The organism is Neobacillus sp. NPDC093182, from assembly GCF_044754045.1.
Genome location: NZ_JBIVOI010000001.1, coordinates 113,166 through 135,398, shown reverse-complemented (window position 1 = coordinate 135,398; position 22,233 = coordinate 113,166). Strand labels below are relative to the sequence as shown.

Genomic DNA, 22,233 nt, shown 5'->3' with positions numbered 1-22,233 from the left:
GGTGAAGAATGTCGATGATAACTAATCAGCCAGCTAAAATGGGAAGCTATTCTGAGGATGATGTTCTTTTTCTATTAAAGGATTTGAGTAATATTCAGCTTGAAGACTCAACCGTGAATCGCGAAATGAGAGTTCAATCTGGTCAGCATTATAGTGAATCATTGCCGATAGAATACCAGCCGCCAGAGCAATATGTTGATTTGTTTTGGAGTACCGCCAATGATTATAAATTAAAAGTGGCACTATGTGTTGGTATTGTGGCTGAGCAAATCTATCGCAATAAGGGTAATCAAACCATCCTCGTATCTCTTGCCAGGGCTGGAACGCCGGTTGGAATTCTGGTTAAAAGGTATATTAAATTCCGCTACGGCATTTCTTTACCACATTATAGTGTCTCGATTATCCGTGACAGAGGTATTGACGAAAATGCACTGCACTATATACTCAAAAAACACCCAAAGGGTAACATTCAGTTCGTGGATGGCTGGACCGGAAAAGGAGCCATTTCGCTGGAATTAACAAAGGCATGCCGACAGTTTGAAAAAAAGTATCAAATCCAGCTTGATGATGAACTTGCGGTCATTGCCGACCCTGGCCATTGTACGACACTTTTTGGAACGAGAGAAGACTTTCTCATTCCAAGTGCCTGCTTAAATTCGACCGTCTCAGGACTTGTAAGCCGTACGGTATTAAATGACACGTATATTGGTAAAAACGATTTTCACGGAGCAAAGTATTACCTGGAACTTCTCCCAAGTGATGTTTCGAATGAATATATTGAATTGATTGCTGGTGAATTTTCTGCCATCTGTCAAGAAGCAGAGGAAATCGCTTTACAAAGAGAACACGAGGAAATTAATGTAGAATTTACAGGTTTGCAGGATGTTAGAACCATCCAAGCTCAATTTGAAATAGGAAGCACGAATTATATCAAACCAGGAGTCGGCGAAACCACTCGAGTACTTCTTCGGAGAATCCCATGGAAAATCCTCATGCGCGATCCTTCAAGCCCTTATGTGAGACATATCCTTATGCTCGCTGAAGAAAAAGGAGTAGAAATAGTGACGTATCCAGAAATGAATTATTTGTGTATGGGCTTAATTAAATTAGTTAAGGAGACTAGTGAATGATAACTGCATCGGATCTTGACCGCACACTCATGTATTCTGATCGAGCAATCGAGGAATTCGGAATACCAGCGGATCTTGTGTTGAAGCCGGTTGAAATGATAAAGGGCAAATGGGCTGGGTATATGACGGAAGCTGCTTTTTCCATGTTGAGAGAAGTTAACCAGCACAGCTTGTTTATACCGGTTACAACGAGAACAACAGAACAATTTAAACGGTTTGTGATTTTTGAAAAAGAAATACCCTTGTCTTACGCGATTACGACAAATGGAGCACATGTTTTGTATAATGGGGAACCTTTAAAAGAGTGGTCGGAACATTTAATTATTCAATTGAAAAATGGATGTGCACCTGAGGAGGATCTACTCTCCGCCTTAAAAAGGGCTGGAATTACCTTGGATGGGGAAAGAAAGCAGGCTGAAAACCTATTTTTTTACTTTGTATTAAACTGTCTTCCGACCCCATCAGAACTCTCAGTAATTCGTGGGCTTACAGCCAATTATGGATGGAAAATGAGTCTTCAGGGCAGAAAACTCTACTTTATTCCAACTGCCATTAGCAAAGGGAAGGCACTTGAATATATTTGTAACCGAGAAGGAATGGAAGCAATGGCGGGCGCAGGTGATTCTGTTTTAGATTGGGATTTTCTAAAGAATTGCCGCTATCGATTCGTCCCAAGCCATGGAGAGCTCCTAAAAGTGAAGGGACCAGCTGATTTCACGCTGACAAACCAGCTCGGCGTTGCCGCTGGTGAAGAAATACTCCAGCATTTCCTAAAGGCTTTAACACTCAAAATCTAACTGCTTTTTATATAGGGATAAAAGAAATAAAAATAGATGGAACTGAACAAAGCAAACGAACCGCAAAAAAATAACACAGACATGCTGACACTGGCAAGAACTGGAGAAAGAAACAGAGTAAAAAGTAAGCATAACCAGAACAAATCGATCATAACGAAGGTTTTCGAGACCATTAAATCCATAATGATACTTAATTCCTCGCTAACATCTTCCATTCTTGGCCGCTTATATATAAACCTCATTTAGTCACCTACTTATATCTGAGTACTCAATCATATGTAAGGACAAGGAAAAAGGTGAAAAATGAGGAAATTACCTTTAATATGAAACATTTTACGATTACTTTCGTATAAACAATGAACCAATTATTTAACTGTGATATGATGGTAAAGAATACCCTTACATAATTTAACTGTTACGTACTAAAAATCTTTCGCTTTTTTGAGGGAAGGGATTATGAATGAATTTACCATACAACCAAATGAATGTCCGACCTGTATCCCTTTCTTTTGAAAATTGGCTTGATATGCTAAAAATGCCCCTGTCAGAACGGCCAGAATTTTCACTAGAGCAGGGAAGTATTCAGATTGGGCAAGTACTGGCGAAATTCCTTGGAATTTCGATTGACAGTGATGAGTACTACAATCAGCTTTTTGAGTATGTGTCTTCCTCAGAAACACGCTTACATTTGTTAAGTGAGGAATCACTAAATAAAAATATTGATAATCAGCACTTTCAATCGATTCAAAAGGTACTTAATATCAGTCAAGAACAGAAGCTTTCTATTAATCGATTCACCGCTTTTCTAGATGGTGAGCGGCTGCTGTATAAGTCAGATATCCCAGCCATTCATCGGAAAATTAGGGAAGCGATGATAAGTACACTCGAATTATTTACTCAGCGTGAAAAGGACGGGTTAAAGAATCACGAACTAAGAAGGGTTTTAGTCGACATAATTAAATGGTCGATGAACCACTTAAATCCTTTATTAGATACCGTTGACCTGCAAAAGGAAATGCCCAAATTCTTATGGTATGGCGATATGAAACGAAGTCAGCCTTATTTTGTCTATTTTTTAATGAAGCTTGGCTGCGATTTGGTCATCTTTCATCCAGAAGGCAAGGATGTTTTAGCTGGATTTCAGGATGCGGTATTTTTTACGCATCATTACCCAAATAAACAACCAGCAGAACCTTTTCCAAAAGAAAGAAGAAACCGCCAAACCACTGTTGCCTATCGTGCCTCGAGAGAGATTGAGACGATTCTCAATCAGGAGGGCTCAGGTTTATATAAACCGTGGCAATTACGGGAGTATACGCCATCTTCTATTACCTTAAAAACAACCTATGATGAATTATTTATACTCGGAAAAGAAATCGCAATGGTTCGGCCAGGCTTTGAAGTAGAGAACGGACAAGTCAAAATTCCTTCCCTGTTCGCTAAAATTCAGGGCGTGAGTAAAAACCGGAAAGAGTATTGGGAGCGAATTCACAATCTCACAGAATTCGAACATAGCCTGTTAATTCGCCAATTACCGTTTACATGGTCAAGCTCTAACGATTTTCGTTTTCACTACCGAAATGCACTTGGCAGAGATGGATTGCTGAATCCAGAAATGATGATGCAGGCACATTATTGGCCGTATTCATTCTTACCAACTGGATTACAAAAGGGGATCGCGAATGCCATTCGACGAATTTGTGAAAAGCCGGGTTTAAAGTCGTTACCAGGGGAAAGCATGGAAGAGGTAAGCATCTATTTATTTAGTCAGGCGATGTTTACACCGAAAGAAATCATCCAGTTAATGGAGAAATTTGATTATTCACAGCATGTACCGAAGTTAATCATTTATAACAATGAATGCCGCGGTATGCTATCAAGATCAGACGCTGCCCTTATCCTGCTTTTAAACCAATTTGGTATTGATATTATCGTATATAATCCGCCAGGCCATAATGATATTGAAAATTTCCTTCATGATAGTTTATTTGATACGCACTGGCTTGAGGATGTTGTTTTTGAATTAGAATATAAAGAACCTTTCAAACTGAAAAAAAAGTTCTTTCAAGGAATTATAAAAAATTTAAGGGGAGATTAAATAGTGAATCTACCACAAAATCAATCTGCTAACTTAATGACTGAGGAAACACTAAGTGAAGCAAAGATTTCAGACATTAAGCTTGCCCTTCGAAAGGAAACAGAAGTTCAAAATCTGGCGAGATCAATTGATGAACGGGACCAGATAAAAATCTTAGAGTTTGGGAAAGAGCCTGCTGTACAAATCTCCCGTTTTTCTGATCAAATCTTAGGTAATATGCGCACCACGAAGGTCGAAGATTCCGGAGAGCTTCTAAAGCAGCTTACCAAAATAATGGATAAGTTCGATCCAAAGGACTTTCAAAAAACTTCTCCCGGATTTTTCGGAAAGCTCTTTAAAAAGGGCGAAAAGATGATTGAAAAGGTATTTGGAAAATACCAAACGATGGGCTCTGAAATTGATAAGGTATATGTGGAAATATCCAAGTATCAGCATGAAATGGTTGATTCCACAAAAATGCTCGAACAAATGTATGAGCAGAATTATCAATATTATATGACGCTGGAAAAATATGTGGTTGCCGGCGAAATAAAGGTAGAAGAACTTAAAAATAATCAACTGCCACAGCTGGAAGCCCGTGTTGCTGCAGGTGATCAGATTGCTTCCATGCAATTGGATACTTTGAAAAATGCGATTGAGGCTTTAGAGCAGCGAATTTATGACCTTGAAATGGCAAAGATGGTCGCGCTGCAGACAGCACCGCAAATACGCTTGCTGCAAAGAGGAAATACAAAACTTATTGGAAAAATCAATTCCGCTTTTGTAACAACGATTCCAATCTTTAAGAATGGACTCATTCAGGCGGTTGCAGCAAAAAGACAAAAGCTTGTCGCGGATTCAATGAGTGAACTTGACCGCCGAACAAATGAAATGCTTTTGAAGAATGCGCAAAATATTTCGAAACAAAGCACAGATATTGCAAGACTCGCAGGCGGTCCAAGTATTAAAATCGAGACCATCGAAGAATCCTGGAACATTATCATTAAAGGTATGCAGGAAACAAGAGCCATTGAAGAAGAAAATAAGCGCCTTCGCGTTGAAGGAACCAAGCGTCTAGAACAACTGCAGGACAACTTTAAAAAATTGAAACAACAATACTAATTGATTGTTAATTATAAAAATTTATTTATGAGGTGAAAGTTATGGCTATTAGTTTACAAAAAGGTCAAAGAGTAGATTTAACAAAAGGTAATCCAGGACTATCTAAAATCATGGTAGGTTTGGGCTGGGACCCAGTTCAAAGCGGTAAGAGCGGAGGCGGCGGTCTCTTCGGTGGATTGTTTGGCGGCGGAGGAGCTGGCGGCGGTGCCAATGTGGACTGTGACGCTTCTGTTATTTTGCTGGGTGACAACGATAAAATTCAAAACAACAATGACGTTATCTACTTTGGTAATTTGAAAAGCAAAGACGGCAGTGTGCAGCACTCTGGAGACAACTTAACAGGTGATGGAGACGGTGACGACGAACAAGTAATGGTAGAACTAAGCCGCGTTCCAGCAAGCGTTCAAAAGCTTGTATTTGTTGTTAACATTTATGATTGTGTAAAAAGAAAACAGCACTTCGGCATGATCCGCAATGCATTTATTCGTGTAGTAAATCCATCTAATGGTCAAGAAATGATTCGTTATAACCTATCAGATGATTACAGCGGCAAAACATCATTAGTGGTTGGAGAAATTTACCGCCACAACACAGAGTGGAAGTTCGCTGCAGTTGGAACTGGTACAACCGCTGCAAGCTTAAGTGAAGTAGTGCGTTCATACAGTTAATGTCTTCAGGAACAAGCTATGCTTGTTCCTTCTAAAATTTTAGTTCTAAAGAGGTGATCTAGTTGGGCATCAATTTATCTAAAGGACAAAGAATTGATCTTACAAAAACAAATCCTGGATTAACAAGGGCTATAATTGGTCTTGGGTGGGATACGAACCGCTACCATGGCGGACACGACTTTGACCTCGACGCTTCCGCGTTTTTAACAGACGCAAATGGCAGGGTAACACAGGATTTAGATTTTATCTTTTATAATAATTTAGTTCACGCTTCAGGCGGAGTGGAGCATACAGGAGATAATCGCACCGGTGAGGGTGACGGGGACGATGAGCAAATAAGAATTGATTTCAGCAAGGTTCCAGCACACGTCCATCGGATTGCGATTGCTGTAACGATTCACGATGCAGATTCACGGAACCAAAACTTTGGACAGGTTTCCAATGCGTTCGCCCGTTTATTTGATGAAGAAACCAATCGTGAAATTCTCCGTTTTGACCTTGGCGAGGACTTTTCCGTAGAAACCGCCGTGGTTATTTGTGAGCTTTATCGTCACAACGGTGAATGGAAATTCAACGCCATCGGCAGCGGATTTTCAGGCGGTTTGGCAGCACTTTGCCGGAATTATGGACTTCAAGTATAGAGTTTTTCGAAAAGCTGCCGTTTTTTGAGCAGCTTTTCTTTGTGTTTTAAGCTAAAATATAAGACTGGTTTAATAAAATGGGTACTTTGGAAATTATATCAGCGATAAATGAGATTTATCCGCGTTAATTGAAATATATCGGCGATGCCCCGATTTCCACCAATTAATTACCAATTTTTCAGCTCATTCTACCATGTTATAATTCTAGTAAAGAATCTATTTTACTAGGAGGGTGATAATATGCGTAAATGGGTTGTTTCCTCCATAATTGCTGGATTATTTTTGTCGATGATCACCACTTCGCAAGCCTCATTTGATAGCATTCAACTTGGTGATTATCCAAGAAACTCCGAACTCTATCAATTAATTAATAATGAAATCAATCTCGAACAATTAAACGAAATGATTTTGTTGCCAAAAAGCCTTTTTAATGAAAAAGCGGCTGCAAGTATTATTACTAGAATTTCAAATTTGCCTGAAGCACTTTTAGAAAAAATCAACGATCAAGACATTACCCTTAAACTGTTTACTGGAAAATTAACAGATAACCAAACAGCTCGATACTTAACTGGGCAAATTCCACGTGGCTACAATTCCCAAACAACGTGGGATGAAGTACCTGGAATTGGCGGCTCGCAGGTGGTTTTGGTGAAAATAGGTCATAGTGAAAAAGGAAAAGGGCATGGTTCTGTTAATTTAGAGCTGCACGAAATGGCTCATTCAATTGATAAACTAGTATTCCAAAATGTTAGTAAAAATAATGAATTTCAATTGATTTGGGAAGAAGAGAGAGGAATTTTATTTCCAGGAAACTCTTATTTCATCCTGCATGCAGAGGAGTATTTTGCAGAAACCTTTGCCATGTATTACCTAAACGAAGAAACAAAAGTACAATTGAAAAAACTAGCTCCTCAGACGTATGACTTCATTCAGACTCTGCAATAAACGGTTCATTATGGTAAAATGAAAAACATGAATGTTTTACAGAGGGAGTGTCAGTTTTGAAGCAATATTTAGAGCTATGCGAGCATGTTTTGAAAAATGGTCATGAAAAGGGAGACCGTACCGGAACAGGGACGATCAGTACTTTTGGCTATCAAATGAGATTTAATTTACAAGAAGGATTTCCTTTATTAACCACAAAAAAGCTTCATTTAAAATCGATCATTTATGAATTGCTATGGTTTTTAAATGGCGATACAAATGTCCGATATTTGCAGGAAAATGGTGTGCGGATTTGGAATGAATGGGCTGATGAAAACGGCGAACTAGGGCCAGTATACGGACATCAATGGCGTTCATGGACGGGTGCTGATGGTACGACTGTTGACCAAATTAGTGAATTGATTGATCAAATCAAGAACAATCCAAACTCTAGAAGACTTATTGTGAATGCATGGAATGTAGCGGAGATTGATAAAATGGCTTTAGCACCATGTCACTGCCTGTTCCAATTTTACGTTGTCGATGGGAAATTATCTTGTCAGTTGTATCAACGTTCAGCAGATGTATTCCTTGGCGTTCCATTCAATATTGCCTCTTACGCATTATTGACAATGATGATTGCTCAGGTTTGTGACTTGGAGCCGGGTGAATTTATTCACTCATTCGGTGATGTTCATATCTATCAAAACCATATAGAACAAGTGAAAATGCAAATGGAGCGAGATCTGCGTTCATTGCCAAAAATGAACATTAATCCAAACGTTAAGGACATTTTCTCCTTTGCCTTTGAAGATTTCACTTTAGAAGGTTATGACCCCCATCCACATATTAAAGGAGCGGTCTCTGTATGATTTCTTTTATTGTGGCCATGGATGAAAACAGAGTCATTGGCAAGGATAATGAATTGCCTTGGCATCTGCCGGAGGATTTAAAATTCTTCAAACGCACGACAATGGGGCACCCGATTGCGATGGGCAGGAAAACGCATGAATCCATCGGTCGGGTACTGCCAGGAAGAGAAAATATCGTAATTACCCGTCAACTTGATTATAAGAGCAGCAATGTGACCATTTTCTACTCGATGGAGGAATTCGTGGAATATTGCCGAAATCAGGATGATGAAATCTTCGTAATTGGCGGTGCAGAAATTTTTAAAGAAACGTTTGTTTTCGCAGACCGTCTTTACATAACACATATTTACGAAGAGTTTGAGGGAGATACCTACTTCCCGGAGTTCAATGAACGTGAATGGGAGCTTATCTCCTGTGAAAAAGGAATAAAAGATGAGAAAAATCCTTATAAGTACGAATATAGAATTTATGATCGCATTACCAAAGGCAGCCATTAATTTTGGCTGTCTTTTTATTGGCTGTGTTAAAGGATATTATTGATTTTGAAACCCTGTTGATTTGTGCGGAGGGTGCGAGACTCCTGCGGGAGGACGGGGCAGGGGGTGACCCCACAGGCGCATTAGCGCCGAGGAGGCTCCCCGGACCGCCCGCGGAAAGCGAAGCACCTGGAGCACAAATCAACAGGCAAGTTTAACACAGCCTTTTAAAAAAATATCATTTAACCTAAACAATTTTTCCTCTCCTGCTTTATAATATTTTAGAACGCAAAAGGGAGGCAACAGTGTTTAGACTGATCACATGCTTTTTGTATATAAGCGGTTTTCTACTATATAGCATTCCGCAGCTAGTAAGAATAAAAAAATCGAGTAATTTACCAGTTAACGAACGTGATAAAATAGCCCATGAATACCCAAAACGATTTTCGAAGACATTTATGAAATTGACAGGCTCTGAGGTAAGTGTTGAGGGGTTGGATTTGATTCCAGAAGGACCGGTTGTGTTCATTGCAAATCATGAAAGTGATTTTGATATTCCCGTTCTTCTCGGGACAATCGATAAACCATTCGGTTTTGTTTCAAAAATAGAGGTAAAAAAAGTGCCGATCCTCTCTTCATGGCTCGACGCCATTAACTGTATACTCATTGATCGTAAAAACCGTGAACAAGCACTTAACAGCATGCAGGAAGGTGTTAAATTACTCAAAGAAGGTCATTCGCTTGTTATCTTTCCTGAGGGAAAGAGAAGCATGGGAGGACCTGTCCTGCCCTTTAAGGTTGGGGGCATCCGGCTGGCACAAGATGCTGAGGTGCAAATTGTACCGATTGCGATTAAAGGGACCGCGGATGTTTTTGAGAAAAATGGACGGTTAATAAAACCTGCTCATATTAAAGTAACCATTGGTCACCATATGGATCCTAAAGTTCATTTCCATAAAGACTATAAAGAGTTAACAGAAGAAATACGTCAAATCATTATTACTAACCGTGAAGCCAGGAACATTGCATCATAAAGAAAGGAAGCATCGGCTGCGATGCTTCCTTCTTCTAAAAATAGGAACCGTTTAATTCATAATCAGCTAATTTATCAAGCATACCTCTAAATTCATCTGGATGGCAGAAGTCTTCCTCATGGAAATGTGCTTTCACCCATTCAATTAATTCATTAGGGCTGTTAAAGTATTCCCCGCTGCTATCGCTTTTGCGAATCATATACCTGCCGTTCTCTTCATCGATGGTTACTTCAACTGGCAGGGCTCCATCAAAACTACTGAGTGAAAATTCCATCTTCATCACATCCATTCCTTATAAGTTTCTAATAGTATATGTTTCTCTTTAAGAAATTATAAATGTTAAATGACCAATTGTCAAAATATTTCTACAATTTAAAATAGGAAATTACATTGACTTCAGGGGTGGTTCTTGGTAAATTGTTAAGAGTAAATAGTAGAGAAATAAATGCTAAAAATCACATCTAGGTAATATTTCTTAGATAATGTGAATTTAATATGAATTATTGCGTATATTTTACTCAAAAGTGTTTATCAATACTATAATCGTAGTAGAAAGATAATTAACTAAAGGGGATGTAAATCAATGTTCTCAAATATTGGAATACCAGGATTAATCCTTATTTTAACACTAGCCCTCATTATTTTTGGCCCTAAGAAGCTGCCAGAAATTGGCCGCGCCTTCGGACAAACATTAAAGGAATTCAAGAAATCAACTCGTGAATTAACCGATGATGTGATGAAGGACATCGATGATGAAAAACAAAAATTGACTAAATAAGGTGTAAGATTCTTTCTTGCACCTTTTTTTCTTCAATTGACTTTTAAACTATAAAAATGGTGTAAATAACTTTTACTATAAGAAGGATTCATTCTCAACCTTTGAAATTGGCAGGGGAAATACATGGAAGATAAAGAATTACAATTAGTTGATCATTTAGATGAGCTGCGTAAACGGATCATTATTTCAGCCGTTGCTTTCGTTGTTTTTTTTATTGTTGGATTCATTTATGTGACCGATATCTACGATTGGATCGTTCGAGATCTTGATGTTAAATTGATTGTACTCGGACCGAGCGATATTATCTGGGTTTATTTCATGATTGCTACAGTTATTGCGATTGCGGGTACCATCCCAGTATTGGCCAGCCAGCTATGGATGTTTGTAAAGCCGGCACTTAAACCTATTGAAAAAAGAATTACCTTATCATATATTCCAGCACTGTTTATATTATTTATCGTTGGTCTGTCTTTTGGTTACTTCATCATTTTCCCAATGGTACTCGAGTTTTTAGTCAATATGGGTGCAGACATGTTTGTAACCAATTTTACAGCCGAAAAATATTTCCGCTTTCTTATGAATATGACACTTCCGTTTGGAGTATTGTTCGAGCTTCCAGCAGTCGTTATGTTCTTAACAGCATTAGGAATCATTAACCCATTCGTGCTTTCGAAAATCCGTAAATATGCATACTTTGTGTTAATCTTAATTGCAATCGTCATTACTCCACCGGACTTCATGTCGGATTTTGTAGTAACTCTACCATTACTTCTTCTTTATGAAATCTCTATAAACTTATCGAAATTTGTTTACAAAAAACGAATGAAAAAGATGCAGGATGAGGAAGAAGAATTTGCAAATGTATAATTAACAGTGATACAAGACCTTCAGAGATTCATTTCTCTGGAGGTCCTTTTTTGTAAAATAACAATATTTTTAAGTTAATAACTGTAGTTTCAATAACCTGTTCTTTATTCCTAATAGATAAGAATTATTAAAAAATGTTACTAAAAATTTTTAAATCAATGCAGATTTAGACACTTTTCGAGTGCTCTTAGGTGTATAATATGGGAAACGGGTGAAAAAGAGGATTGATATTTTGTTAGTCAAAAGCCTAGAGTTCAAAAATGATGTTGGACAGAAGGTTAAAGTTATTGATATTCCTGTATTGGAGGAAAACAGCACTTATAAATTCATGATCCAAGTCCGTTTACAAAATTTTATTAATGCGCTTTATCAGGTAAAGAAACCGAAAAAATGCTATTCGTTTAAAGAGTATTTGAAAAAGGTTATGAAGTGGCCTGATTATGAAGCATTGTTCAAAGTAGGAGAATTAAAGAATAACGCATAATAACCTACGAGCATCGGGAAACCGGTGTTCTTTTATTTTTCACAATTATTTTCGTGAAAATAGGGGAATTTATATCTTAAAGAATTAGGAACAGGTATAATACTATGGAGTAAATCCTAGGGATGTGAGTAAATGAGCAAGATTAAGATTGTCACGGATTCAACGATGGATATGACAATAGAACAGGCAGAGCAATTAGGTGTTGTCGTCGTTCCATTGTCCGTGACAATAAATGGAGAAACCTATTTAGACCGTGTAGAAATTCAGCCTGCTGAATTTATGGAAACGATGAAAAGTCTAGAAGAATTACCGAAAAGCTCCCAGCCATCAGCTGGAACTTTCCTTGAAGTGTACGACAGACTTGGGGAAGAGGGCTATGAAGTAATTTCCATACATATGACAGGTAAAATGAGCGGAACCGTTCGCTCTGCTGAAAGTGCTGCTCAAATGACGAATACGAAGGTAACCGTTGTGGACTCTAAGTTTATTTCAATGGCACTCCAGTTTCAGGTTCGAGAAGCGGCTGAAATGGCGAAGCAGGGAAATAGTGTAGAGGAAATCCTTGACCGACTTGAACATGTCCGTGAAAATACGAAGCTATATTTAATGATCGATACATTGGAGAATATGGTAAAAGGCGGACGGATTGGGAAGGGGAAGGCATTCATTGGCTCTTTACTCAATATTAAGCCGATTGCTTCTTTAGAAGGTGCCGAATACAATCCAGTTGCAAAGGTCCGAAGTCATTCACAAGTGGTTAAATGGCTCGCCAAACAATTTGTAGAGGATGTAAAAGGGAAAACTGTCAAACGTGTTGGCGTTGTTCATGCAGAGGCACATGAGTTGGCCACAAAATTAAAAGACTCTATCATTGAATTAACCGGCTACAACGATATTTCTATTGATTATACAGGTCCAACAATCAGTACTCATACAGGACCGGGTACGATTGCCATCATGTATTACTATGAATGAAATAAGGATGGGGCAGTAGCTCCATCCTTATTTGTTGACAAACTGAATTTCAGATCCCTGCACATTATACCCAAGTCGCTGCAAGTGTTTGCGAATTCCACTTCGTTCCCATGTCCTAAGGATTAGAACTTCCAGCATTTTTTTCGGATAGAAGATTCCGATGTTGGTGAGTTCTTCGAAGTTCATCCCCTCTCGAACATGTTTTTCAATGACTTCATCACGTTTTTCAATAATCGCTAAAAATTTCCCCATTGCCTCTGTAAATTCCTGTTTAGTAAAAACCCCTTTTTGATGGCCTGTGATATAGGTTTCGGCATCCAGTTCTAGCAGCTGTGTACTTGAGGCAAAAAACTCGTCTATATCCCCATCGGTTCCGAAGTACCATGGTCCAAACGATGTCATATCGAAATCTCCGACGTAAACTACACCTAATTCCGGAAAGTAGGGAGAGGTGTATCCTTTTGTGTGTCCAGGTGTATGTAGAAAGTTTACCTTTACACCGCTAAAGTTGTATTCTTCTTCATATTGATAAGTTCCAGAAATCTCTCCGAGGTTTTGCACCCATTCCTTTGGCAGGTGCTTCCTCAATGCTTCTACACCCTCGGTACCCCATTCCTGGTATACCCCGTTCCCTCTGGCAATTCCTTCGATTGATTGAATGGTTTCAAATTCAAGTGGATTAATCCATTTTTCTGCATTTCGCAACAAATGGTTATGCAGTGTATGATCAGGATGGTAATGGGTATTAACAACCAATTCAACTCCGTATTGATCGTCAAGTGCACGAAGTTCAACTGGATCTGCTCCCGTATCAATCAGAACCTTATCTTTACTATTAATGTACAAACTTCTTGAGAAGGGAACCTTACTATTATTAGCTCCTTCAATGATCATAATGGGACCGATTCGTCTCAACTTAACACCACTCCATTACTACAATCTTTTTTCAAAATTTTCTGCATTATGAATGAATACTCATTCATAATACCATATATTCTCCATTCCATAAACCTTCTTACCTGGATCTAGGTGAAAAATCGATATAAAATAGTTTGCTATTGGGTAAAAATAGCTTTTTTGGTAATGCTAAAAAAAATTGAATTAAAAAGGTGTTGCCTATGTTCAAATGGTTGTCAGGGAAAAAAAACGAAGAAACGCCAAAAGCTCATAGTTTAGACTTGGAAGAATTAAAAGAGCAGCTTAAAACCGAATTGAATGTTGGTTCTGACCTTGTCTTTAGGATAATGGAAAGAGACGGGGAGAAACTTATTTTCTGCTTGATGAAAAGTTTAATTGATACTACAAGGCTCGATGATATCGTAATCCGTTCGATTATGAACCATAAGGAAATAGAATGGACTTGTGAAGCGATTGCAAAGGTTTTACCGATGGTCTCGATTACTGCTGTTAATCAGTTAGGTGAAGTAGTTGAGGGAATTAACCAAGGAAAAGTGTATATTTACGCGGAAGGGCAGCCCTATGGAATCCTAGCAGATGTTAGTAACAATCTTGTACGTGGTCTTGAAAAAGCTGAAACAGAATCACTTGTTTATGGTCCGAAGATTTCTTTTACGGAATCACTTCAAGGTAACCTAAATATATTGAGGAACAACATTAAGGATGAAGATTTATGTACGGAAGACTTAACAGTTGGTAAAAGGTCAAAAACAAAAGGGAAACTTGTTTATATAAAAGGTATTGCTGATGAGGAAATAATAAACACGTTTAGGCAGAGGGTTCAGGACCTCACCTTGGATTATGTCCCTGGTTCTACGGTGCTAGGTCAATATATTGAGAGCAACAGCTGGACCGTTTTTCCGCAGTTGATGACTACAGAACTCCCTGATCGTGTATCAATAGCGTTATACAGAGGAAAAGTGGCGGTATTATTGGACAGGAGTCCTGATGCACTCTATGGTCCTACATCCTTTTTCGCCTTTTTCGAATCAACGGAAGATGTTTATATGCGTTGGAACATGGGCTTATTTTTACGGATGCTGCGGCTAGTGGCTACTTTTTTATCTGTATTACTTACGCCTGCTTATGTGGCTGTTTTGACGTATCACTATGAAGTCATTCCCTCCCCATTGTTAATGTCGTTGGGGGAATCAAGGGCGAGAGTTCCCTTTCCACCCGTCTTGGAAGCACTATTACTCGAATTTGTTATCGAATTATTACGGGAGGCAGGGGCCAGGCTGCCGACAAAAGTGGGTCAGACAATGGGTATTGTAGGAGGTATCGTAATTGGGCAAGCAGCAGTTGAGGCTGGATTTACTAGCAATATCTTGATTATCATCCTTGGTCTTAGTGCTCTAGGATCCTTTACGACACCAAGTTATTTAATGGGTACTGCGATACGAATTATTCGGTTCCCAATCATATTAATGGCAGGCTTATGGGGAGGGATTGGAATCATGATTGCTTTTTGCTTTTTTATTATTCATTTACTCAAATTGGAGACAATTGGCGGTCCTTATCTTACACCCGTTTACCCTATTAGATTAAAGGATATTGGATATAGTTTTTTCAAGCTGCCACCGCAATATCTTTCATTTCGTCCCTTAACCAACCGAACAGAAGACCAGGAGCGCTTCCCTAAAAAGCAGGCAAAACAAAAAAAGGATGTAGATGAATAGGAGCGAACAAAATGAAGATTAATTTACATCCAAAAGAAGGATTATTGATTAATGCATTTATGCTCGTTTTTATTATCCACGGCGTACAGGTTGGAGTTGGATTGGCTGGGCTTCCTAGAGTTGTTTATTTAGAAGCAAAGCATGACGCTTGGATTTCTGTCTTCCTAGCGGGAATCGTAACTTCTGTTGTTTTGGTATTTATGGTCCAAATGCTTAAACAATATGACAGTGCAGATTTATATGGTATCCATGTTGATGTATTCGGAAAATGGGCAGGGCATTCTTTGAATTTTATCTACATGATTTATATGACCTTTACTTTTTTTATCATATTAATGAACTACGTTGAAATTGTTCAAGTGTGGATATTCCCTACTCTGCCAACTTGGCAGCTTTCCCTTGTTCTCATTTTGTTGGTTATTTATGCAGTTTATGGTGGCATAAGGGTTGTTGTTGGAGTTGCATTTCTATCTGTTATCGGCACCATTTGGCTTGCTGTAGTCATGTTTGTACCCTTGCAATTCGGTGATTTTACTCATTTATTTCCAATTATGAATGCGAATACGAAACAATTATTAATGGGTGCCCACAGTACAACACTTTCCATGATGGGTTTTGAAATCATCATGTTTGTTTATCCCTTTGTGAAAGAAAAGCAAAAGGCAATGTTATTTGTTCAAATTGGGAATATGCTAACAACGATTATGTTTACTATTGCAACGCTCATTTCTATTGTATTCTTCGCTTCAAATAGCTTGGAAAAAACAATCTGGCCGGTTTTATCGATGTTTAAAATCGTTCGACTACCTAACCTGGAAAGGTTTGAATTTATAGCTGTTTCTTTTTGGATGCTGATTATTTTGCCAAATATGTGCTTTTATCTTTGGGCAGCCTCAAAGGGTTTTTCTAGAATCTTAAGGAAAAAACAAAAATGGGGTGTTTGGATTATTGCCATTGTTACCTTTGCAGCTACCTTCTTTATTAAGTCTAGATACCAAATGAATACGATTACGGATTTAATGGCAAAGGCAGGTTTTTACCTTGCGTTTTGCTATCCAGTCCTTCTTGCTATTATTGTATTCATAAAAAAATGGTTTAAAAGGAGGGAGAGTAAGCATGCAGAAACGTCGTAAATGGCTGCAAATGGTGATTGGGGTTAGTTCTTTCTTTTTACTAACAAGCTGTGGAGTAGAAACGAAGCAATTGGAAAGATTGGGACTCATAACAGCAATTGGATTTGATTTAAAGAAGGAAAATGAGATTACGGGGACAGTTGCAGTAACAAAATTTGATCCGATGGCCAAAGTTATGACCAACCTGATTTCAGCAGACGCGAATACACTCCAAACTTTAAGAGCAGAGGAAAATCTTGCAACCGACCAAAGACTTGAAATGGGTCAGCTTAGGTGTGTTATCTACAGTAAGGAATTGGCGGAAAAAGGAATTATTCAGCTCGTAAATGCTCTTAATCGTGATCCGACGGTTGGGAATATGGTTTATTTAACGATTGCTGATGAGGATGCTGTTTCCATCATTAGTATGAACGAGAAGAAAATAAAGGTAAATATAGGAACCTATTTATATAATTTAATTAGACAAAATGTGGAAAGGGAACTTCTCATCTCTCCGACCCTTCATGAATTTAATCATAAATTTTTTGATTACGGACAGGATCCGGTGCTGCCAATATTAAAAGTAAAGAAAGACAAGGTAGCGATTTCAGGGGTTGCGTTATTCAATGATGACAAAATGGCAGCAAAATTAAGTAATGATAAGCTCTTTTATTTAAAACTGTTAACAGATGAATATCGAACAGGATCCAAGGAATTAGAATTTGACCGCGACGAATTTACGAAAATAATCAACACACAGGGTGGTAGGAATTTTGGAGAAGTATATAACAAATTATTTATAAGTCTAGATACTTTGCGCAGTAATACAAAAATAAACTTAGTGGACAAAAAGAATCTTCGTTTTAAAGTTGAGGTAGAAATGGATTCTAGATTGCTGGAAACCACAAATTATTTAGAATTAAGTGAACCAGGTAACATGAAGTTTATAGAGAAAAAAGTAAATAAAGAGATGGAAAATCAAATTAAAAAACTCCTGCTATTCTTCCAAAAAAATCAAGTGGACCCAGTTGGAATAGGAAATGAGTATATGGCTCATGTCCGAGGAAAGATCATTTCACAAAAGGAATGGAAAGAATTATATAAGAATGCTAAATTTGATGTTCAAGTAAATAATACGATTTCCAGAACAGGTACAATGGATTAAAAAAGCTGTTTTCTTTCTTCTTTTGTGATTCTTTGTTACACTAATCACAAGATAAGAAGGCTGTGGGTGATTATATTGAAAAAACGATTTTTGTTCATTTTAATGATTAGTTTGTTTATGTTGACTGCTTGTGGACAAAAAGGAATTGAGAATCCGCTCGATTACCCAGTAAATGATTTTACTGCTGTCACACAAGACAATAAACCATTTGAAAAGAAGAATTTAGACGGAAAAATATGGGTTGCTGACTTTATTTTCACTAATTGCGCTGATGTTTGTCCTCCAATGACGGCTAATATGACCAAGCTGCAAAAATTGGTCGATGACGAAAAGTTGGAAAATGTAGAGTTCGTATCATTTAGTGTCGACCCCACTGTCGATACACCTGAAAAACTAACAGAATATGCGAAGAACTTCGGGCTGAAGGATGATAATTGGACTTTTTTAACAGGCTATTCACAGGAATTTATTGAGACTTATGCGAGAGAAACATTCAAAACCTTAGTGAAAAAACCACAAGAAGGTGACCAGGTTATTCATCAGACTTATTTTTTCTTGGTGGGACCAGATGAAAAGGTTAAGAAAATTTACGATGGGTACGAGGAAGTACCATATGATGAAATGATTAGTGATATAAAATCATTACAATAGACCTTTTTCCGGGTCTATTTTTTTGGAAATGAATAGGATATTGTACTAGCTTGTTTTGTATTAATTTTGTTCTGTTATAATATCATTAGTAAGAGGTGGTGAATCGAATGAAAAAAGTTTTCACCCTTCTCATTCTTTCGACATTTTTCTTAAGTTCTTGCAGTCAATCCGATCGGTTGGAATTGCATAAGGAGCGGACGGCTTCGGCCGTTGTTTACGAAGAGATTCCTGCCGATTTTGTCCCAAAGGAACTAAAGATTATTTCCGCTGGGGACTCATTAACAGAAGGTGTAGGCGATAGTACAAAAACTGGAGGATACCTGCCTTACTTAAGAACTTTGCTCGAGGAAGAAAAGGGAATTAAGGAAGTTGATTTCTATAACTTCGGTGTAAAAGGTAATCGTACCCCGCAATTATTAAAGAGACTGCAGACAGAAGACATGAAAGAAACACTGGCTGCTGCTGATTTGGTGATTTTAACAATTGGCGGTAATGACATTATGAAGGTAGTAAGGGATAATATCTCGAATCTTCAGCTATCCGTTTTTGAAAAGGAAAGAGAAGTATACATTAACCATTTGATTGAAATCATGAATTCGATTATTCGAGTGAATCCCGAAGCCTATATTGTTTTGGTTGGAGTATACAATCCTTTTTCACAATGGTTTTCTGATATACAAGAGCTCGACCAAATCGTTTCGAATTGGAACGAGGCAAGCCAAAGGGTTGTTTCGAATTATTCAAATGCCTATTTTGTTGGGATTGAAGATTTATTTATAAACCCAGCAGAAAGTTTATTGCATACGGATAACTTCCATCCAAACGATAAGGGGTATGAATTGATTGCAGAGCGTTTAAACGAAACTTTAGAAGAACGAACACTACCTGATCTCGTTAAAAAAGCGTATATGGTCAGCAAAGAGGAGAATTAGCTTTCTATGAAAAATAAATGGAAAACAGGATTCTTTCTTTTATTAGGATTCATTGTCATTATTGTTATTATTCTTTTATCTTTAATCATGATACCGGCAGATGAAAAAGGCAGGATCCAACAAACTTTACCGGACAACAAAAATGTTTCTTTCGAGGTTAAATCCAATAAGGCTGACCTCAATGTATTAATAAACCAGTATATTAAAAAGGAAGCGGCCGATTCCCCCATAAAATATAATGTACAGCTACAGGATGAAGTTGAGTTGTATGGAACCTTACAATTTTTCAGTCAAGAAGTAGATTTAAAACTTACCTTCGAACCTGAGGCATTAGATAATGGTGATTTGGTTCTAAAGCAAAAGTCAATCTCAGTTGGGAGCCTGCATTTACCTGTTGCCTATGTACTGAGATTCATCAAAGAAAATTATAAGCTGCCAAATGGTGTAGAAATTCATCCTAATGAAAAAATTGTCCACGTGAACATGCAGCAATTAGAGTTAAAAAGTGATGTTAGAATAAAAGTAAAAACATTTGATTTAATAGAAGATGATATTACTTTTACGATACTGGTACCCGTTGAATAAGGTGGCTCACATAATGTGAACCACCTTTTTTTAATCTTTTAAAATCATTGCTTGAAAGGCAGGTTCCCCATTTGAAAGACCTAGCAATACAACAGTATAGGTTTCATTTGGACGAAACTGTGCTTTTGGCAATGGGAGGACCACATTTTTCGTTCCAGCCTCTCTCACCTCTAAATCTACGGTCATCGGCATGATTCCTAAATAGTCGGTAGCCTGTTTGTATGAAACGTTTGGAAAGACAACATCTCGGTCTTTAACGGCAATATCCAGAACACCTGTATCGGATGATAAATGCAGGAAACGTATTTTAGATTCGTTTGGTGGCACTTCCGGTTGAGTTAGGTAAGGAAGCAGGCGCATTTTTTTCACAGAATCGATGGCAGCTAGTGTATATGATTTACCAGGCTCAACCGTAATTCTCTTGTTAAGAACACTATCGACCGAATTTCCTGTTGGGTAAATATCAATGTGATACTTACCAGGCTTTAATGCTAAATAGTTGCTTGCCACTCTGAATGGGAGGCGTTTCACTTGCATTTGCCCATTAATATAAATATCAACATCGGGGGAATCAGGTGAGGTGTGAAGGAACCGGACCCTGCCTTCGGCCTGGCTTTGTTGGATGTTACGCATGATCATCGCTTTATTCATATATTTTAAATGTTTCAGATAGTAATGCATGTGCAGATTTGGATTAGAGTATTTAAAATTGTGAGCCAGCAAATCATACATTGCAGCCCGTTGAAGATAATCAGAATGATTTCTATTTCCAGACATACCATTTGCTCCTTTCTTTCGTTCTTTACAAATTAATTTATTCAAGCATGTTTAGGTGGGTGTCTATATTTGGATTTTTTGTTTACAAATGGATATAGTTGTCATATACTTAATACAAATAAGTCGGAAGGCGGGTGAAGTGTAATGTTAAATGTAAATACGTTAATTGCCGTTAATTTCATTATCCCTTGCACAGCCCGCGGATTCACCATTTAGGGGAATCTATACCCATTTTTCCTTCGTGAATAAAACCATGGGCTGTGTTGCCTATGGTTTTTTATTTTACAATTTTTGGAGGAAGATGGATGAATTTAAATACAATTGGATTGACAGAAAAGATAATTAATGACTTTCAATCTTTAAAACAAAGTAATGAGATGATTATTGGCCGGGTGGCCTTGGAACATAAACATATGTATCGTGTATGGACGGAGCATGGAGATTTACTTTGTGAGGTTTCTGGTAAGTTTAACTTTGAAGCGTTAAGTCGTGAGGATTACCCTGCTGTAGGAGATTGGGTGATCTTGAAACCGCGTGTTGATGAAGGCAAAGGAACCATTTATTCAGTCATGCCTCGCTTTAGTAAATTTTCTCGTAAATCGGCTGGGAGAACAGCTGAAGAGCAAATCGTTGCTGCAAACGTTGATACTGTTTTTCTTGTAAACTCTTTAAATGACGATCTCAACTTAAGAAGAATCGAACGTTATCTGCTGCTAACATGGGAAAGTGGAGCGAATCCTGTTATTGTCTTAAGTAAGGCGGACCTATGTAACAATATTGATGAAAAGCTTGCTGAAGTCGAAGCGGTCGCATTTGGCGGTGTTCCGGTTATCGCGATTAGTGCAGAGTTAAAGAGCGGAATTGAAAAGCTTGAAGCTTACTTACAGCCTGGAAAAACCATTGCATTATTGGGGTCATCAGGGGTGGGGAAATCAACCTTGACCAATTTGCTCCTGGGTGATGAGAAGCAAGCCGTCAAGGAAATTCGTGAAGGTGATGATAAAGGACGCCACACCACCACTCACCGTGAACTGATTCAGCTTCCAAATGGCAGCGTGTTAATTGACACCCCAGGAATGCGAGAATTACAACTTTGGGAAAGTGCGGATGGTTTAACGGAAACGTTTTCTGATATCGACGAATTAGGTGAAATGTGCAAATTCCGGGATTGTAAGCATAAGGATGAGCCGGGCTGTGCTGTTCAAGAGGCCATTGAAGAAGGCACCTTAGATGCAGGACGTTTAACCAGCTACAACAAGCTCCAAAAAGAACTCGCCTATATCGAAAGAAAAGCTGACAAACGTGCGCAAACCGAAGAACAGAAAAAGTGGAAAAACATTACCAAACAGTCAAGGCAAAAAAAGAAAATCAAATAGAGAATTGCAGCCGAACCCGGGAAGTGGTTCGGCTTTTTAATTGGGAAATTGGCCAATCACGGATATTTTTGAATTTAAGGAGATATATTCCATTTGACGCAGATATATTGAAATTAACGTAGATATAATTTATTTGAGGCGAAAAACAGCAAAT

The 22,233-nt window shown here is 38.1% G+C and carries 24 protein-coding genes; 21 read left to right on the top strand and 3 right to left on the bottom strand.

All coding sequences use genetic code 11. From position 1 onward, the window contains the following. The first annotated feature begins 8 nt into the window (after positions 1-8). The 10 genes from ACIQAA_RS00705 to ACIQAA_RS00660 all read left to right on the top strand — a co-directional run bounded on the left by ACIQAA_RS00705 (position 9) and on the right by ACIQAA_RS00660 (position 9,741). Complete coding sequence (locus ACIQAA_RS00705; RefSeq protein WP_402613654.1) at positions 9-1,130, top strand: cysteine protease StiP family protein; 1,122 nt, start codon at positions 9-11, stop codon at positions 1,128-1,130. Next, positions 1,127-1,927: an HAD family hydrolase gene (locus ACIQAA_RS00700; protein ID WP_402613652.1), complete on the top strand. Its 801-nt coding sequence runs from the start codon at positions 1,127-1,129 to the stop codon at positions 1,925-1,927. Before ACIQAA_RS00705 ends, ACIQAA_RS00700 begins: the two co-directional genes overlap by 4 nt. A 460-nt stretch (positions 1,928-2,387) precedes the next feature. Further along, positions 2,388-4,025, top strand: a complete 1,638-nt coding sequence (locus ACIQAA_RS00695; protein ID WP_402613650.1) for a YceG family protein — start codon at positions 2,388-2,390, stop codon at positions 4,023-4,025. Between the two features lie 36 nt (positions 4,026-4,061). Next, a complete protein-coding gene (locus tag ACIQAA_RS00690) occupies positions 4,062-5,126 on the top strand; it encodes a toxic anion resistance protein (RefSeq protein ID WP_402615556.1) in 1,065 nt (354 codons plus the stop codon). A 41-nt stretch (positions 5,127-5,167) separates the two neighbouring features. Then, positions 5,168-5,794 (top strand): TerD family protein, encoded by a 627-nt coding sequence (locus tag ACIQAA_RS00685; RefSeq protein ID WP_402613648.1) that lies wholly within the window; start codon positions 5,168-5,170, stop codon positions 5,792-5,794. Positions 5,795-5,856: 62 nt separating this feature from the next. Further along, positions 5,857-6,435 carry a TerD family protein gene (locus ACIQAA_RS00680; protein WP_402613646.1) on the top strand — a complete coding sequence of 193 codons (579 nt, stop codon included), beginning with the start codon at positions 5,857-5,859 and terminating at the stop codon, positions 6,433-6,435. A gap of 240 nt (positions 6,436-6,675) precedes the next feature. After that, positions 6,676-7,380 (top strand): anthrax toxin lethal factor-related metalloendopeptidase, encoded by a 705-nt coding sequence (locus ACIQAA_RS00675; RefSeq protein ID WP_402613644.1) that lies wholly within the window; start codon positions 6,676-6,678, stop codon positions 7,378-7,380. A gap of 56 nt (positions 7,381-7,436) precedes the next feature. After that, a complete protein-coding gene (locus ACIQAA_RS00670) occupies positions 7,437-8,231 on the top strand; it encodes a thymidylate synthase (protein WP_402613642.1) in 795 nt (264 codons plus the stop codon). After that, a complete protein-coding gene (locus tag ACIQAA_RS00665) occupies positions 8,228-8,728 on the top strand; it encodes a dihydrofolate reductase (RefSeq protein WP_402613640.1) in 501 nt (166 codons plus the stop codon). Before ACIQAA_RS00670 ends, ACIQAA_RS00665 begins: the two co-directional genes overlap by 4 nt. Positions 8,729-9,012: 284 nt before the next feature. Beyond that, the gene (locus tag ACIQAA_RS00660) at positions 9,013-9,741 is read left to right on the top strand and encodes a lysophospholipid acyltransferase family protein (RefSeq protein ID WP_402613639.1); all 729 of its coding nucleotides are present in this window, start codon (positions 9,013-9,015) and stop codon (positions 9,739-9,741) included. Between the two features lie 34 nt (positions 9,742-9,775). Here the strand turns inward: ACIQAA_RS00660 and ACIQAA_RS00655 are convergent, their stop codons facing one another. Continuing rightward, positions 9,776-10,015, bottom strand: coding sequence for a hypothetical protein (locus ACIQAA_RS00655; protein WP_283861197.1), 240 nt, complete (start codon positions 10,013-10,015; stop codon positions 9,776-9,778). Between the two features lie 309 nt (positions 10,016-10,324). On the opposite strand from ACIQAA_RS00655, the gene ACIQAA_RS00650 reads away from it, so the two are divergent. The 4 genes from ACIQAA_RS00650 (at position 10,325) to ACIQAA_RS00635 (ending at position 12,845) form a co-directional block, all read left to right on the top strand. Beyond that, positions 10,325-10,519 (top strand): twin-arginine translocase TatA/TatE family subunit, encoded by a 195-nt coding sequence (locus ACIQAA_RS00650; RefSeq protein WP_335520601.1) that lies wholly within the window; start codon positions 10,325-10,327, stop codon positions 10,517-10,519. A gap of 123 nt (positions 10,520-10,642) precedes the next feature. Continuing rightward, entirely contained in the window at positions 10,643-11,386 is a 744-nt protein-coding gene (tatC, locus tag ACIQAA_RS00645; RefSeq protein ID WP_402613637.1) for a twin-arginine translocase subunit TatC, read from the top strand. A 232-nt stretch (positions 11,387-11,618) separates the two neighbouring features. Continuing rightward, positions 11,619-11,870 (top strand): DUF2535 family protein, encoded by a 252-nt coding sequence (locus ACIQAA_RS00640; RefSeq protein WP_402613635.1) that lies wholly within the window; start codon positions 11,619-11,621, stop codon positions 11,868-11,870. A gap of 132 nt (positions 11,871-12,002) precedes the next feature. After that, positions 12,003-12,845, top strand: a complete 843-nt coding sequence (locus tag ACIQAA_RS00635) for a DegV family protein (RefSeq protein ID WP_402613633.1) — start codon at positions 12,003-12,005, stop codon at positions 12,843-12,845. Positions 12,846-12,872: 27 nt separating this feature from the next. Here the strand turns inward: ACIQAA_RS00635 and ACIQAA_RS00630 are convergent, their stop codons facing one another. Then, entirely contained in the window at positions 12,873-13,760 is an 888-nt protein-coding gene (locus ACIQAA_RS00630; protein ID WP_402613631.1) for an MBL fold metallo-hydrolase, read from the bottom strand. Between the two features lie 203 nt (positions 13,761-13,963). Between ACIQAA_RS00630 and ACIQAA_RS00625 the strand changes: the two genes are divergently transcribed. The 6 genes from ACIQAA_RS00625 to ACIQAA_RS00600 all read left to right on the top strand — a co-directional run bounded on the left by ACIQAA_RS00625 (position 13,964) and on the right by ACIQAA_RS00600 (position 19,926). Further along, positions 13,964-15,481 (top strand): spore germination protein, encoded by a 1,518-nt coding sequence (locus ACIQAA_RS00625; RefSeq protein ID WP_402613629.1) that lies wholly within the window; start codon positions 13,964-13,966, stop codon positions 15,479-15,481. 11 nt (positions 15,482-15,492) lie between these two features. Beyond that, a complete protein-coding gene (locus ACIQAA_RS00620) occupies positions 15,493-16,614 on the top strand; it encodes a GerAB/ArcD/ProY family transporter (RefSeq protein ID WP_402613627.1) in 1,122 nt (373 codons plus the stop codon). Continuing rightward, positions 16,598-17,758, top strand: coding sequence for a Ger(x)C family spore germination protein (locus ACIQAA_RS00615; protein ID WP_402613625.1), 1,161 nt, complete (start codon positions 16,598-16,600; stop codon positions 17,756-17,758). Before ACIQAA_RS00620 ends, ACIQAA_RS00615 begins: the two co-directional genes overlap by 17 nt. Positions 17,759-17,860: 102 nt before the next feature. Continuing rightward, on the top strand, positions 17,861-18,409 hold the full coding sequence (locus ACIQAA_RS00610) for an SCO family protein (RefSeq protein WP_402615552.1): 549 nt from the start codon (positions 17,861-17,863) through the stop codon (positions 18,407-18,409). 107 nt (positions 18,410-18,516) lie between these two features. Next, positions 18,517-19,341, top strand: coding sequence for an SGNH/GDSL hydrolase family protein (locus ACIQAA_RS00605; RefSeq protein ID WP_402613623.1), 825 nt, complete (start codon positions 18,517-18,519; stop codon positions 19,339-19,341). Positions 19,342-19,347: 6 nt separating this feature from the next. After that, on the top strand, positions 19,348-19,926 hold the full coding sequence (locus ACIQAA_RS00600; RefSeq protein WP_402613621.1) for a YpmS family protein: 579 nt from the start codon (positions 19,348-19,350) through the stop codon (positions 19,924-19,926). 30 nt (positions 19,927-19,956) lie between these two features. Here the strand turns inward: ACIQAA_RS00600 and ACIQAA_RS00595 are convergent, their stop codons facing one another. Next, on the bottom strand, positions 19,957-20,703 hold the full coding sequence (locus tag ACIQAA_RS00595) for a DUF4397 domain-containing protein (protein WP_402613619.1): 747 nt from the start codon (positions 20,701-20,703) through the stop codon (positions 19,957-19,959). A gap of 305 nt (positions 20,704-21,008) precedes the next feature. Here ACIQAA_RS00595 and rsgA point away from each other — a divergent pair, with 305 nt between their 5' ends. Further along, entirely contained in the window at positions 21,009-22,079 is a 1,071-nt protein-coding gene (gene rsgA, locus ACIQAA_RS00590; protein WP_402613617.1) for a ribosome small subunit-dependent GTPase A, read from the top strand. Positions 22,080-22,233 lie beyond the last annotated feature (154 nt).

Excerpts from the sequence above, each read along its gene's own strand:
- ACIQAA_RS00615 (WP_402613625.1), top strand. The coding sequence starts at position 16,598 with ATGCAGAAACGTCGTAAATGGCTGCAAATGGTGATTGGGGTTAGTTCT.
- ACIQAA_RS00610 (WP_402615552.1), top strand. The coding sequence starts at position 17,861 with ATGATTAGTTTGTTTATGTTGACTGCTTGTGGACAAAAAGGAATTGAG.
- ACIQAA_RS00650 (WP_335520601.1), top strand. The coding sequence starts at position 10,325 with ATGTTCTCAAATATTGGAATACCAGGATTAATCCTTATTTTAACACTA.
- ACIQAA_RS00705 (WP_402613654.1), top strand. The coding sequence starts at position 9 with ATGTCGATGATAACTAATCAGCCAGCTAAAATGGGAAGCTATTCTGAG.
- ACIQAA_RS00655 (WP_283861197.1), bottom strand. The coding sequence starts at position 10,015 with ATGGAATTTTCACTCAGTAGTTTTGATGGAGCCCTGCCAGTTGAAGTA.
- tatC (WP_402613637.1), top strand. The coding sequence starts at position 10,643 with ATGGAAGATAAAGAATTACAATTAGTTGATCATTTAGATGAGCTGCGT.
- ACIQAA_RS00625 (WP_402613629.1), top strand. The coding sequence starts at position 13,964 with ATGTTCAAATGGTTGTCAGGGAAAAAAAACGAAGAAACGCCAAAAGCT.
- ACIQAA_RS00685 (WP_402613648.1), top strand. The coding sequence starts at position 5,168 with ATGGCTATTAGTTTACAAAAAGGTCAAAGAGTAGATTTAACAAAAGGT.
- ACIQAA_RS00695 (WP_402613650.1), top strand. The coding sequence starts at position 2,388 with ATGAATTTACCATACAACCAAATGAATGTCCGACCTGTATCCCTTTCT.
- ACIQAA_RS00665 (WP_402613640.1), top strand. The coding sequence starts at position 8,228 with ATGATTTCTTTTATTGTGGCCATGGATGAAAACAGAGTCATTGGCAAG.
- ACIQAA_RS00635 (WP_402613633.1), top strand. The coding sequence starts at position 12,003 with ATGAGCAAGATTAAGATTGTCACGGATTCAACGATGGATATGACAATA.
- ACIQAA_RS00675 (WP_402613644.1), top strand. The coding sequence starts at position 6,676 with ATGCGTAAATGGGTTGTTTCCTCCATAATTGCTGGATTATTTTTGTCG.
- rsgA (WP_402613617.1), top strand. The coding sequence starts at position 21,009 with ATGAATTTAAATACAATTGGATTGACAGAAAAGATAATTAATGACTTT.
- ACIQAA_RS00600 (WP_402613621.1), top strand. The coding sequence starts at position 19,348 with ATGAAAAATAAATGGAAAACAGGATTCTTTCTTTTATTAGGATTCATT.
- ACIQAA_RS00690 (WP_402615556.1), top strand. The coding sequence starts at position 4,062 with ATGACTGAGGAAACACTAAGTGAAGCAAAGATTTCAGACATTAAGCTT.
- ACIQAA_RS00605 (WP_402613623.1), top strand. The coding sequence starts at position 18,517 with ATGAAAAAAGTTTTCACCCTTCTCATTCTTTCGACATTTTTCTTAAGT.
- ACIQAA_RS00595 (WP_402613619.1), bottom strand. The coding sequence starts at position 20,703 with ATGTCTGGAAATAGAAATCATTCTGATTATCTTCAACGGGCTGCAATG.
- ACIQAA_RS00700 (WP_402613652.1), top strand. The coding sequence starts at position 1,127 with ATGATAACTGCATCGGATCTTGACCGCACACTCATGTATTCTGATCGA.
- ACIQAA_RS00620 (WP_402613627.1), top strand. The coding sequence starts at position 15,493 with ATGAAGATTAATTTACATCCAAAAGAAGGATTATTGATTAATGCATTT.